The sequence below is a fragment of the Pseudomonas capeferrum genome (assembly GCF_000731675.1).
GTDB classification, from domain to species: Bacteria; Pseudomonadota; Gammaproteobacteria; order Pseudomonadales; family Pseudomonadaceae; genus Aquipseudomonas; species Aquipseudomonas capeferrum.
The window spans coordinates 1,010,438-1,022,417 of record NZ_JMIT01000002.1 but is presented as its reverse complement, the minus strand read 5'-3'; the positions used below and the strand labels follow the sequence as shown (position 1 = coordinate 1,022,417).

Below are 11,980 nucleotides of genomic sequence, written 5' to 3'. Positions count from 1 at the left end.
ACAGAAACACAAAAGCCCCCATACGGAGGCTTTAGTTGACAGGCAAACGCTGAGCGTCAGACGTTGAAGCGGAAGTGCATCACATCGCCGTCTTTGACGATGTAGTCCTTACCTTCCAAACGCCACTTGCCGGCTTCCTTGGCGCCACTTTCACCCTTGAACTGGATGAAGTCGTCATACGCCACTACTTCAGCGCGGATGAAGCCTTTTTCGAAGTCGGTGTGGATCACGCCAGCAGCCTGTGGCGCGGTGGCGCCAATGCGCACGGTCCAGGCGCGTACTTCCTGCACGCCGGCAGTGAAGTAGGTCTGCAGGTTCAGCAGCTCGTAACCGGCGCGGATCACGCGGTTCAGGCCAGGCTCTTCCAGGCCCAGGGCCTCGAGGAACATGTCCTTCTCTTCACCGTCGTCCAGCTCGGCGATTTCGGCTTCGATCTTGTTGCACACCGGTACCACGACCGCGCCTTCTTCCTCGGCGATGGCCTTGACCACGTCCAGGTGCGGGTTGTTGTCGAAGCCGTCTTCAGCGACGTTGGCGATGTACATCACCGGCTTGCTGGTCAGCAGGTGGAAGCCACGGATGACGGCCTTCTCGTCGTCAGCCATGTGCTTCATCAGGCTGCGTGCAGGCTTGCCTTCGGTGAAGTGCGGGATCAGCTTTTCCAGGATGGCCTTTTGCGCCAGGGCTTCCTTGTCGCCACCCTTGGCGTTGCGGGCAACCTTCTGCAGTTGCTTCTCGCAGCTGTCGAGGTCGGCGAAGATCAGTTCGAGGTCGATGATCTCGATGTCACGCTTGGGGTCGACGCTGTTGGAAACGTGGATCACGTTCTCGTCTTCGAAGCAGCGCACCACGTGGGCGATGGCGTCGGTCTCGCGGATGTTGGCGAGGAACTTGTTGCCCAGGCCTTCACCTTTCGATGCGCCTGCCACCAGGCCGGCGATGTCGACGAATTCCATGGTGGTCGGCAGGATGCGGTTAGGCTTGACGATCTCTGCCAGGGCAGCCAGACGCGCGTCGGGCATCGGCACGATGCCGCTGTTCGGCTCGATGGTGCAGAAAGGGAAGTTCTCCGCCGCGATGCCGGACTTGGTCAAGGCGTTGAACAGGGTGGACTTGCCGACGTTGGGCAGGCCGACGATGCCGCAATTGAAACCCATGGGTATTCCCTCTCTAGGAAATCAGGCCTTCTGGCTGTGCAGCTCGCGCATCGCCTTGGCGAAATCGCCAGCGAGGACATCTGGCAGCACGCCGAGGGCAAAATCGATGCTGGCGTCGAGCTTCTCCTGCTCGGCGCGCGGCGCGCGGCCCAGGACGAAGTTGGAGACCAGTTTGGCGTCACCCGGGTGGCCGATGCCAAGCCGCAGGCGGTGGAAGTCGTTCTGGTTGCCGAGCTGCGCGATGATGTCGCGCAGGCCGTTGTGCCCGCCATGGCCGCCGCCGCGTTTAAGCTTGGCGACGCCCGGAGGCAGGTCGAGTTCGTCATGCGCCACCAGAATTGCTTCCGGCTTGATGCGGAAGAAATTGGCCAAGGCCGCCACGGACTGGCCGCTACGGTTCATGTAGGTGGTGGGGATGAGCAGACGAACGTCGTTGCCCTGATGGCTGAATTTAGCCGTCAGGCCGAAATACTTGCGGTCAGCGGTCAGCGAGACGCGCTGGGCGCTGGCAATGCGTTCAACGAAAAGAGCCCCTGCGTTATGCCGGGTCTGTTCGTATTCGGGGCCGGGGTTACCCAGGCCAACGATCAACTGGATGGCGGTCACGTCAGGGGCTCTTCCTTGGAGTTGGTGGGTTACAGCGCGCGCGGCACTGTAACCCGATCAACACCGGCGTGCGAGTGGATTACTCGGCAGCGCCTTCTGCTTCTGGAGCAACGCGTGGCGCGTGAACGTTGGCAACAGCCTTGTCATCACCGTGGGCCAGAGCGACGAACTCTACGCCTTTCGGAGCTTTCAGGTCCGACAGGTGGATGATGGTGCCGACTTCAGCGTTAGCCAGGTCAACTTCGATGAACTCAGGCAGGTCTTTGGCTTCGCAGGAAACTTCGATCTCGGAAACAACGTGGGAGATCTCGCCGCCTTTCTTGATCGGCGCTTCTTCGCCGATGAAGTGAACCGGAACCTTGGCAGTCAGCTTCTGGCCAGCAACGACGCGAACGAAGTCAGCGTGCATGATGAATTGCTTGGCTGGGTGACGCTGCATGGCCTTGACGATGACGTTTTGCTTGGCGCCGTCAACGTTCAGCTCGATCACGTGGCTGTAGGCAGCTTCGTTTTCGAACAGCTTGGCGATTTCCTTCGACACGATGGTCAGGGATTGCGCTTCTTTATCGCCACCGTAGACAACGGCAGGGATGCTCAGCGAGTGACGCAGGCGGCGGCTCGCACCTTTCCCCAGGTCAGTACGCACTTTGGCGTTCAGCGTGAAATCAGTCATTTTGTTTCTCCAAAATAGCCTCCCGAGGGCGTTTGCGACCAGCGCCAACGGGAATGGCAAAAAAGCCCCGCCCCAACAAATGCTGGGGCGGGGCGCTTCACATCAACACGTGTTCCGCTTAGCGGAACATCGCGCTGATCGATTCTTCGTTGCTGATGCGGCGTACCGCTTCAGCGACAACCGGTGCGATATCCAGCTGGCGGATACGGTCACAGGCTTGAGCAGCGGCGGACAGCGGAACGGTGTTGGTCACCACCAGCTCGTCCAGTACCGACTTCTCGATGTTCTCGATCGCGCGGCCCGACAGGACAGGGTGCGTGCAATAGGCGTAAACCTTGGCAGCGCCGTGTTCTTTCAGGGCTTTGGCCGCGTGGCACAGGGTGCCGGCGGTGTCGACCATGTCGTCTACCAGGATGCAAGTGCGCCCTTCGACGTCGCCGATGATGTGCATCACCTCGGAGTGGTTAGCCTTCTCGCGGCGTTTGTCGATGATACCCAGATCGACACCCAGGGACTTGGCGACGGCACGTGCGCGCACGACACCACCGATGTCCGGGGAGACGATCATCAGGTTCTCGAAACGCTGGTCTTCGATATCGTCGACCAATACGGGCGAGCCGTAGATGTTGTCGACTGGGATATCGAAGAAACCCTGGATCTGGTCAGCGTGCAGGTCGACGGTGAGTACACGGTCGATACCCACGACAGTGAGCATGTCAGCGACAACTTTGGCGCTGATGGCTACACGTGCCGAACGCGGACGGCGGTCCTGGCGGGCGTATCCGAAGTAAGGAATCACGGCGGTGATTCGGGATGCTGAGGAGCGGCGGAAGGCGTCGGCCATCACTACCAGTTCCATCAGGTTATCGTTGGTCGGGGCACAGGTCGGCTGAATAATGAAGACGTCTTTACCGCGGACATTTTCATTGATCTCAGTGCTGATCTCGCCGTCGGAGAATTTACCGACAGAGACGTCACCGAGAGGGATATGCAGCTGACGTACGACACGCCGAGCCAGATCGGGGTTAGCGTTCCCCGTAAAGACCATCATCTTGGACACGCGCAGTACCTGAAGGCTGAGGGTATACCTGGATGAGTATAGGAAAATGGCAGGGGCGGCTGGATTCGAACCAACGCATGGCAGGATCAAAACCTGCTGCCTTACCGCTTGGCGACGCCCCTGTATCTGTTGCTGCGAGCGCTAGGCACTCGACTTCTTGACCAGACTTTGCAGCTTGCGATGCAACATCGAAACATTGCTTCCTTTCGCCACAAACCCTGTTTGGGTCGCTGAAAGAAGGGCCAGAACTTTATCAGCTTCGGCTTTGCTTGGGAAGGCCCCAAACACACAACTTCCAGTGCCGGTTAATCGAGCTTCAGTGAATTTGCCCAGTGAATTCAACGCATTGCGAACTTCTGGGTAACTCTGCTCTACCACCGGTTGGCAGTCATTTCGACTGTTTCCCTCGGGAACGGGGCGCATCTTAAGGGGGAGGGAATCACGTGTCAACTGCGGATGTGAAAAAATTTCTACAGTACTGACAGACACTTGCGGCACCAGCACGACATACCAGGGCTCGATCGGGTCGACCGGGGTCAGTTGCTCGCCCACACCCTGGGCGAACGCCGCGTGGCCGCGCACGAACACCGGCACGTCGGCACCGAGGGTCAGGCCCAGGCCGGCCAGGCGATCTTCATCCCAGTCCAGCTGCCACAAGTGCGCCAGCGCCAGCAGCGTGGTCGCGGCGTCCGAGCTGCCGCCGCCGATGCCACCGCCCATGGGCAAGACCTTGGTCAGCCAGATGTCGGCGCCAAGGCGGGTGCCGGATTGTTCCTGCAATTTGCGCGCGGCACGCACGATCAGGTTGCTGTCGTGGGGCACCGCCTCGATTTCGGTGTGCAGGCGGATCACGCCGTCTTCACGCAGGGCGAAGCTCAGCTCGTCGCCATGGTCGAGAAACTGGAAGACGGTTTCCAGCTCGTGGTAACCGTCCGGGCGGCGGCCGATGATGTGCAGCCACAGGTTGAGCTTGGCCGGGGCGGGCAGGGTAAGGGTGGTCATCGATCAGTGCCCCAGCTGGCGCGGCTGCCAGTCCTTGACCACCAACGTCACGTCGAGGTCCTTGCCGTGCAGTTTCAGGCGCTCGGGCAACCAGTAGCCGTTCTGCTCGGTATAGCTCAGGTACTGCACCTGCCAGCCATCCTGTTGCAGGCTGGCCAGGCGGCTGTCGCCGTCCAGGGTCAGCTGGCTCTTGCTGTCGGGCGCGGGCAGGCCGCGTACCCACCAGACCAGGTGCGAAACCGGCAGTTGCCAGCCCAGTTGTTCTTCCAGCAGTGCTTCCGGGCTGGTGGCTTCGTAGCGGCCCTGGTTGGCCACTTCCAGCACCACGCCGCCGGGGCGGCCGGTCAGGCGGGCAGCGCCACGGCCCAATGGCCCGGCCAGGCGGATGTCGTAGTAGTCCTGGCGCTGCAACCAGAACAGCGTGCCGCTGCCGGAATCGCGCGGGGCGCGGATGCCGACCTTGCCGCTGATCTGCCAGCCGTCGAGGGTGCTGAGTTGCGCTTTGTGCTGGCGCCACTGCTGCGGGTCGCCATGGCCCTGCAGGGCTTCACGGCTACCGAAGCCGGCACAGCCCGCGAGCAGGGCAATCAGGGTGAAGGTGATGCAATGGCGCAGGAACATGGCGTTAAAGGGTCTCTGATCCGGTCAGGCGCAGTACGGTCTTGCGCAGGATGGGGCTATCGGGCTGGGCTTCGAAGGCCTTGGCCCAGACCTGGCGGGCTTCGCGGCGCTTGCCGTTGGCCCACAGGACTTCGCCCAGGTGCGCAGCCACTTCGTGGTCGGGGAAGCGTTCCAGGGCCTGGCGCAGGTAGCCTTCGGCTTCGTCCAGGTTGCCCTGGCGGTAGGCGATCCAGCCCAGGCTGTCGAGCACCGCCGGGTCATCCGGGGTGAGCTGGTGGGCCTTGTCGATCAGCGCCTTGGCCTCGGCGTAGCGGGTGGTGCGGTCGGCCAGGGTGTAGCCCAGGGCGTTCAGGGCCATGGCGTTTTCCGGCTCGCGGTCGATGATGGCGCGCAGGTCTTTCTCCATCTGCGGCAGGTCATCACGCTTTTCGGCCAGCATGGCGCGGGTATACAGCAGGTTGGGGTCGTCCGGGTAACGCTGGATGCCTTGTTGCAGCACCTGGTTGGCCTGAGCGTCCTTGTTGTTGTTGCTGTAGCTTTCCGATTCGATCAGGTACAGCTGGATGGCGTAGTCCGGCTGGGCCTCGCGGGCTTCGGCGAGCAGGCGCGAAGCCTCGGTGCCGCGGCCGTTGGCAATCAGGATGTCGGCCTGGCGCAGCTGCGCCGGCAGGTAGTCGGGGCCGGTGCCGACCAGGGCGTATTCGCGCAAGGCGCCTTCGGGGTCGTGGCGCTCCTCGCGGATGCGGCCCAGGTTCAGGTGGGCGGCGTCGACGTTGCTGTCGCGTTCGACCAGCTCCTGCAGGTAGCCCTCGGCTTCATCCCAGTCTTTGTTTTCCAGGCATACCAGTGCCAGCGAGTAGCGCAGCTCGTCATCCTCGGGGTACTGCTGGACCAGGCTGATGAACTCCCCCTTGGCATCGGCGATGCGGTCCTGCTCGACCAGGGTACGGGCGTAGGTCAGGCGCAGGCGTTTGTCATCCGGGTTGTCGCGGATCGCGCCACGCAGCAGGGGCAGCGCCTCTTTGCCGCGGTCGAGCGCTTGCAGCAGGCGGGCACGCAGCAGAATCGGGGCGATCTCGCCATTTTGCGGCGGGTGCTCCTCGAGCAGTTCGAGCGCTTCTTCGGCCTTGCCGTCCTGGTTCAGCAGGAGCGCTTTGCCGAACACCAGCTGGCTGTTTTCCGGGTACTTGACCAGCAGGCGTTCGAAGCTCTGCAGCAAGCCGTCGCGAGTGCTCTGGTCGGTCTCGGCGGCCGACAGGGCGAGGAAGTCGAAATGGGTATCGCCCTGGCCTTGCAGGACTTTTTCCATGTAGACCATAGCATCGTCGTAGCGACCGGCGCGGGCCAGCTGGATGGCGGCGGCGCGCTGGGCGTCGAGGTTGTCCGGGTCGTTGCGGGCCCAGATCAAGGCGTTTTCCAAGGCCGGCTCGTCGGCGCCGAGGTACTCGGCGATGCGGTAGGCGCGTTCGGAAACGCCAGGGTCCTGGGTTTTTTCGGCCTGGTCGGCGTAGTTGGCCAGGGCGATGTCGAAGCGGTTGCGCTGGCCGGCCAGCTCCGCCACCAACAGGCTATATAGGGTGTCTTGCTTGAACGAACCGTACACCACGGGTTTTTCGGCCTCGCCCTTGCCGGCCTCGGCAACGGGTGGCTCGGCTTTTTGCGGGGCCAGGCTCTGGCAACCCTGGAGCAGGGCGAAGGCAAGCAGCAGTGCGTAGTGTCTGTTCATAGAAAGGCTTAAAAGGACTCACCGGCGGTCGGAGCATGATGACACAAGCGCGGGGGCAAACCCACCTGCGAAGCATTTGCTTAACTGCGACCATGGCAGGGGCGCCCAGGTTCCGCCACCTGTGTGGGGGCGGCCTGTGGGGGCGGCCTTGGGTCGCGAAAGGGGTGCGTAGCGGCCCCAGGTTTTCAGGTTTGTCAGAGATATTGCCGGGGCCGCTGCGCAGCCCTTTCGCGACGCAAGGCCGCTCCTGCACGACAATAGCGAACGGTGGTTGTTCTAAAACCTGCGAAAGAGGACAATTATCGGCTTCTCGTCACAACCAGCGACCTTGCATGGCCTTTCTTGCACTTGGTATCAACCATAAGACTGCCTCGGTAGACGTACGCGAGCGCGTGGCGTTTACCCCAGAGCAGCTGGTGGACGCCCTGCAACAGCTCTGCCGACTGACCGCCAGCCGTGAAGCGGCGATCCTGTCGACCTGCAACCGTAGCGAGCTTTATATAGAGCAGGACCACCTGTCTGCCGAGGCCGTACTGCTGTGGCTGGCCGATTACCACCGGCTGAGCCTGGATGAACTGCGCGCCAGCGCCTACATCCATGAAGAGCACGATGCGGTGCGGCACATGATGCGCGTGGCCTCTGGCCTCGATTCGCTGGTGCTCGGCGAGCCGCAGATCCTCGGCCAGATGAAGTCTGCCTACGCCGTGGCGCGTGAGGCCGGTACCGTTGGCCCACTGCTCGGGCGCCTGTTCCAGGCCACCTTCAGTGCCGCCAAACAGGTGCGCACCGACACCGCGATCGGCGAAAACCCGGTTTCGGTGGCGTTCGCCGCGGTGAGCCTGGCGCGGCAGATCTTCAGTGACCTGGGCCGCAGCCAGGCCCTGCTGATCGGGGCCGGCGAGACCATCACCCTGGTCGCCCGCCACCTGCATGAGCAAGGTGTGCGCCGGATCGTGGTGGCCAACCGTACCTTGGAGCGTGCCAGCACGCTGGCCGAGCAGTTCGGCGCACATGCCGTGCTGCTGGCCGACATCCCCCAGGAACTGGCCAACAGCGACATCGTCATCAGCTCCACCGCCAGCCAGTTGCCGATCCTTGGCAAGGGCGCGGTCGAGAGCGCGCTGAAACAACGCCGGCACAAGCCGATTTTCATGGTCGACATCGCCGTGCCGCGTGATATCGAACCCGAAGTGGGCGAGCTCGACGACGTCTACCTGTATACCGTCGATGACCTGCACGACGTAGTCGCAGAAAACCTCAAGAGCCGCCAGGGTGCGGCCCAGGCTGCCGAAGAGCTGGTGTCGGTGGGCGCCGAAGACTTCATGGTGCGCCTGCGCGAACTGGCTGCGGTGGACGTGCTCAAGGCCTACCGCCAGCAAAGCGAGCGCCTGCGCGATGAAGAGCTGCAAAAAGCCCAGCGCCTGCTGGCCAACGGCGGCAACCCCGAGGACGTGCTGGCCCAGCTGGCCCGGGGCCTGACCAACAAACTTCTGCATGCGCCCAGCGTGCAGTTGAAAAAGCTCTCGGCCGAGGGCCGCCTCGATGCGCTGGCCATGGCCCAGGAACTCTTTGCCCTCAACGAGGGCTCGACGGACAAATCCCTGCAATGAAAGCGTCGCTGCTGAACAAACTGGATATTCTCCAGGACCGCTTCGAAGAACTGACCGCACTGCTCGGTGACGCTGAGGTCATCAGCGACCAGACGCGTTTCCGTGCTTATTCCCGCGAATACGCCGAAGTCGAGCCGGTTCACACGGCCTATCAGGCATGGCGCAAAGTCCAGGACGACCTTGAAGGTGCCCAGGCGCTGCTCAAGGACAGCGATCCGGATATGCGCGAAATGGCCGTGGAGGAAGTGCGCGAAACCAAGGAGCAACTGCTGGCGATGGAGGCGCAGCTGCAACGCATGCTGCTGCCCAAGGACCCCAACGACGGGCGTAACGTGTTCCTCGAAATCCGCGCTGGCACCGGTGGTGACGAGGCGGCGATATTCTCGGGTGACCTGTTCCGCATGTATTCGCGCTACGCCGAAAAGCGTGGCTGGCGTCTGGAGATTCTGTCCGAGAACGAAGGCGAACACGGCGGCTACAAGGAAATCATCGCCCGCGTCGAAGGCGAAAACGTTTACGGCAAGCTCAAGTTCGAGTCTGGTGCGCACCGTGTGCAACGGGTGCCCGAGACCGAGTCGCAGGGGCGCATCCATACCTCCGCTTGTACCGTGGCCGTGCTGCCCGAGCCCGATGAGCAGGCGGTGATCGAGATCAACCCGGCCGACTTGCGCGTGGACACCTACCGCGCTTCCGGGGCCGGTGGCCAGCACATCAACAAGACCGACTCGGCGGTTCGCATTACTCACTTGCCCACCGGTATCGTGGTCGAGTGCCAGGAAGAACGCTCGCAGCACAAGAACCGTGCCCGTGCCATGTCCTGGCTGTCGGCCAAGCTCAACGACATGCAGACCAGCGCCGCGCAGAATGCCATCGCCAGTGAGCGCAAGCTGCTGGTGGGCTCCGGTGACCGCTCCGAGCGTATCCGCACCTACAATTATCCACAGGGCCGGGTAACCGATCACCGCATCAACCTGACCTTGTATTCGCTGGACGACATCCTTGCCGGTGGCGTCGATGCCGTGATCGAACCGCTGTTGGCCGAGTACCAGGCCGATCAACTGGCCGCCCTGGGGGACTGATGACCATCATCGCCAGCTTGCTGCGCAATGCGCAGTTGCCCGAATCGCCCACCGAGCGGCTGGACGCCGAACTGTTGTTGGCTGCGGCCATCGGCAAGTCGCGCAGCTACCTGCATACCTGGCCCGAGCGCATCGTCAGCAGCGAAGCGGCCGACACTTATACCGGTTACCTGCAGCGCCGCCGCAGCGGTGAGCCGGTGGCGTATATCCTTGGGCAGCAGGGGTTCTGGAAGATCGACCTGGAAGTGGCACCGCATACGCTGATCCCGCGCCCGGACACCGAGCTGCTGGTCGAGACCGCCCTGGAGCTTCAGCCTGCGACACCTGCCAAGGTGCTCGACCTGGGCACCGGCACCGGGGCCATTGCCTTGGCCCTGGCCGGCGACCGCCCGGCCTGGCAGGTGATGGCGGTGGACCGTGTCGAGGAGGCCGCCGCGCTGGCCGAGCGCAACCGCCAGCGCCTGGGGCTGGGCAATGTGCAGGTGCGCGTCAGCCACTGGTTTGACCAGCTCGGCGATGAGCGTTTCGACCTGATTGTCAGCAACCCCCCCTACATTGCCAGCGAAGACCCCCACCTGGCCGCTGGCGATGTGCGTTTCGAACCCAGCAGCGCACTGGTGGCAGGTGCCGATGGCCTGGACGACCTGCGCGTGATCATTGCCCAGGCGCCGCAGCACTTGCTGCCAGGCGGCTGGTTGCTGTTGGAGCATGGTTATGATCAGGCAGCGGCGGTGCGCGCCTTGCTGACTGAACAAGGCTTTGCCGAGGTTGCCAGCCGCATCGACCTGGGCAGCCATGAACGCATTACCCTGGGGCGCCTGCCATGCTGAGTGATCAGGAACTGTTGCGCTACAGCCGGCAAGTGCTGCTGGCGCAGATCGATATCGACGGCCAGTTGCGCCTCAAGCAGAGCAAGGCGCTGATCGTCGGCCTCGGTGGGCTGGGCTCACCTGTGGCGCTGTACCTGGCTGCGGCGGGGGTGGGCGAGTTGCACCTGGCAGATTTCGACACCGTCGACCTGACCAATCTGCAACGCCAGGTGATGCACGACAGCGACAGCGTCGGCATGAGCAAGGTGGACTCGGCGCTGCAGCGCCTGGGGGCGATCAACCCGGAGATCAGCCTGGTCGCTCACCGCCAGGCGCTGGACGAAGATTCGCTGGCCGCAGCGGTGGCTGCGGTCGACCTGGTGCTGGACTGCTCCGACAACTTTTCCACTCGCGAGGCGGTCAATGCCGCCTGCGTCGCTGCTGGCAAGCCGTTGGTCAGTGGGGCGGCGATCCGCCTCGAGGGCCAGCTTTCGGTGTTCGACCCGCGGCGTGACTACAGCCCGTGCTACCACTGCCTGTATGGCCATGGCAGCGAGGATGAACTGACCTGCAGCGAAGCCGGCGTGATCGGCCCGCTGGTGGGGCTGGTAGGTAGCCTGCAGGCGCTGGAAGCCATGAAGCTGCTGGCTGGGTTCGGCGAGCCACTGGTGGGCCGCCTGCTGCTGATCGATGCCCTCGGCACGCGCATACGTGAACTGCGGGTCAAGCGCGACCCGGCCTGCGCTGTCTGCGGCAAGCGCGATGGCTGAGCGTTCGGCGCCGATTGGCGTGATGGATTCGGGGGTCGGCGGTTTGTCGGTGCTTGCCGAGATCCAGCGCCTGCTGCCCAACGAAACCCTGCTGTATGTGGCCGATTGCGGTCATGTGCCCTACGGTGAGAAGTCGGCGGACTACATCCGCCAGCGCTGCCGACGCATTGCCGAGTTCTTCCATCAGCAAGGCGCCAAGGCCATGGTCCTGGCCTGCAATACCGCAACGGTGGCGGCGGTTGCCGACCTGCGTGAGCTGTACCCGGTCTGGCCGCTGGTGGGTATGGAGCCTGCGGTAAAGCCTGCAGCCGCCGCCACCCGCTCCGGTGTGGTCGGGGTGCTGGCCACTACCGGGACCTTGCAGAGCGCCAAGTTCGCGGCATTGCTCGACCGCTTCGCCAGCGATGTACGGGTGGTCACCCAGCCTTGCCCAGGGCTGGTAGAGCTGATTGAAACCGGCGACCTTGGCAGCCCCGCGTTGCGCCAGTTGCTGCTCGGGTTTGTGCAGCCACTGCTGGATGCCGGCTGCGATACGCTGATTCTTGGCTGCACCCATTACCCATTCCTGCGCCCCTTGCTGGCCGACATGGTGCCGGCAGACGTGGCCATCATCGATACCGGCGCCGCCGTGGCGCGCCAGCTGCAACGGCTGTTGCACGCCAACGACCTGCTGGCCGAGGGCCCGGCGCTGGATACCCGCTTCTGGACCAGTGCCGACCCGCAAACTCTGAGAAAAATCCTACCGTTGCTGTGGCATAAGTCCGACAGTGTGCAAAGCTTTGCGTTGTGAAAAAAACGTCAAAAGCAGCTGAACTATCGTACCACTGCCGATTTCTACCGATTTGCCTGGCAAGAGGCGAACACTAA

General features: G+C 63.1%; 12 protein-coding genes and 1 tRNA gene. 5 read left to right on the top strand and 8 right to left on the bottom strand.

The window, feature by feature from the left end:
* Positions 1 to 56: 56 nt before the first annotated feature.
* The 8 genes from ychF to PC358_RS17095 all read right to left on the bottom strand — a co-directional run bounded on the left by ychF (position 57) and on the right by PC358_RS17095 (position 6,845).
* Positions 57 to 1,157, bottom strand: a complete 1,101-nt coding sequence (gene ychF, locus PC358_RS17130; RefSeq protein ID WP_033701333.1) for a redox-regulated ATPase YchF — start codon at positions 1,155 to 1,157, stop codon at positions 57 to 59.
* A 21-nt stretch (positions 1,158 to 1,178) separates the two neighbouring features.
* Positions 1,179 to 1,763, bottom strand: coding sequence for an aminoacyl-tRNA hydrolase (pth, locus tag PC358_RS17125; RefSeq protein WP_008099045.1), 585 nt, complete (start codon positions 1,761 to 1,763; stop codon positions 1,179 to 1,181).
* Positions 1,764 to 1,842: 79 nt separating this feature from the next.
* Positions 1,843 to 2,436: a 50S ribosomal protein L25/general stress protein Ctc gene (locus PC358_RS17120; RefSeq protein WP_033701332.1), complete on the bottom strand. Its 594-nt coding sequence runs from the start codon at positions 2,434 to 2,436 to the stop codon at positions 1,843 to 1,845.
* 118 nt (positions 2,437 to 2,554) lie between these two features.
* The gene (locus PC358_RS17115) at positions 2,555 to 3,496 is read right to left on the bottom strand and encodes a ribose-phosphate pyrophosphokinase (RefSeq protein WP_003247410.1); all 942 of its coding nucleotides are present in this window, start codon (positions 3,494 to 3,496) and stop codon (positions 2,555 to 2,557) included.
* Positions 3,497 to 3,543: 47 nt separating this feature from the next.
* Positions 3,544 to 3,618: transfer RNA gene (locus PC358_RS17110), tRNA-Gln, on the bottom strand.
* A 19-nt stretch (positions 3,619 to 3,637) separates the two neighbouring features.
* Entirely contained in the window at positions 3,638 to 4,498 is an 861-nt protein-coding gene (ispE, locus tag PC358_RS17105; RefSeq protein ID WP_033701331.1) for a 4-(cytidine 5'-diphospho)-2-C-methyl-D-erythritol kinase, read from the bottom strand.
* A 3-nt stretch (positions 4,499 to 4,501) separates the two neighbouring features.
* A complete protein-coding gene (lolB, locus tag PC358_RS17100) occupies positions 4,502 to 5,119 on the bottom strand; it encodes a lipoprotein insertase outer membrane protein LolB (protein ID WP_033701330.1) in 618 nt (205 codons plus the stop codon).
* A 4-nt stretch (positions 5,120 to 5,123) separates the two neighbouring features.
* Positions 5,124 to 6,845, bottom strand: coding sequence for a tetratricopeptide repeat protein (locus PC358_RS17095; RefSeq protein ID WP_033701329.1), 1,722 nt, complete (start codon positions 6,843 to 6,845; stop codon positions 5,124 to 5,126).
* Between the two features lie 332 nt (positions 6,846 to 7,177).
* Here PC358_RS17095 and hemA point away from each other — a divergent pair, with 332 nt between their 5' ends.
* The 5 genes from hemA to murI are packed head-to-tail and all read left to right on the top strand — an operon-like array spanning position 7,178 to position 11,903.
* Positions 7,178 to 8,455, top strand: coding sequence for a glutamyl-tRNA reductase (gene hemA / locus PC358_RS17090; RefSeq protein WP_033701328.1), 1,278 nt, complete (start codon positions 7,178 to 7,180; stop codon positions 8,453 to 8,455).
* Positions 8,452 to 9,534 carry a peptide chain release factor 1 gene (gene prfA, locus PC358_RS17085; RefSeq protein WP_033701326.1) on the top strand — a complete coding sequence of 361 codons (1,083 nt, stop codon included), beginning with the start codon at positions 8,452 to 8,454 and terminating at the stop codon, positions 9,532 to 9,534. Before hemA ends, prfA begins: the two co-directional genes overlap by 4 nt.
* Positions 9,534 to 10,364 (top strand): peptide chain release factor N(5)-glutamine methyltransferase, encoded by an 831-nt coding sequence (prmC, locus tag PC358_RS17080; RefSeq protein ID WP_033701324.1) that lies wholly within the window; start codon positions 9,534 to 9,536, stop codon positions 10,362 to 10,364. The genes prfA and prmC overlap by 1 nt, the downstream gene beginning before the upstream one ends.
* Entirely contained in the window at positions 10,358 to 11,113 is a 756-nt protein-coding gene (locus PC358_RS17075; protein WP_033701323.1) for a molybdopterin-synthase adenylyltransferase MoeB, read from the top strand. Before prmC ends, PC358_RS17075 begins: the two co-directional genes overlap by 7 nt.
* The gene (gene murI / locus PC358_RS17070) at positions 11,106 to 11,903 is read left to right on the top strand and encodes a glutamate racemase (RefSeq protein WP_033701322.1); all 798 of its coding nucleotides are present in this window, start codon (positions 11,106 to 11,108) and stop codon (positions 11,901 to 11,903) included. The genes PC358_RS17075 and murI overlap by 8 nt, the downstream gene beginning before the upstream one ends.
* Positions 11,904 to 11,980 lie beyond the last annotated feature (77 nt).

What these genes read in the sequence shown, in the direction of transcription:
- ychF (WP_033701333.1), bottom strand. Translation starts at nt 1,157, where the DNA reads ATGGGTTTCAATTGCGGCATCGTCGGCCTGCCCAACGTCGGCAAGTCC.
- PC358_RS17120 (WP_033701332.1), bottom strand. Translation starts at nt 2,436, where the DNA reads ATGACTGATTTCACGCTGAACGCCAAAGTGCGTACTGACCTGGGGAAA.
- ispE (WP_033701331.1), bottom strand. Translation starts at nt 4,498, where the DNA reads ATGACCACCCTTACCCTGCCCGCCCCGGCCAAGCTCAACCTGTGGCTG.
- lolB (WP_033701330.1), bottom strand. Translation starts at nt 5,119, where the DNA reads ATGTTCCTGCGCCATTGCATCACCTTCACCCTGATTGCCCTGCTCGCG.
- PC358_RS17095 (WP_033701329.1), bottom strand. Translation starts at nt 6,845, where the DNA reads ATGAACAGACACTACGCACTGCTGCTTGCCTTCGCCCTGCTCCAGGGT.
- hemA (WP_033701328.1), top strand. Translation starts at nt 7,178, where the DNA reads ATGGCCTTTCTTGCACTTGGTATCAACCATAAGACTGCCTCGGTAGAC.
- prfA (WP_033701326.1), top strand. Translation starts at nt 8,452, where the DNA reads ATGAAAGCGTCGCTGCTGAACAAACTGGATATTCTCCAGGACCGCTTC.
- prmC (WP_033701324.1), top strand. Translation starts at nt 9,534, where the DNA reads ATGACCATCATCGCCAGCTTGCTGCGCAATGCGCAGTTGCCCGAATCG.
- PC358_RS17075 (WP_033701323.1), top strand. Translation starts at nt 10,358, where the DNA reads ATGCTGAGTGATCAGGAACTGTTGCGCTACAGCCGGCAAGTGCTGCTG.
- murI (WP_033701322.1), top strand. Translation starts at nt 11,106, where the DNA reads ATGGCTGAGCGTTCGGCGCCGATTGGCGTGATGGATTCGGGGGTCGGC.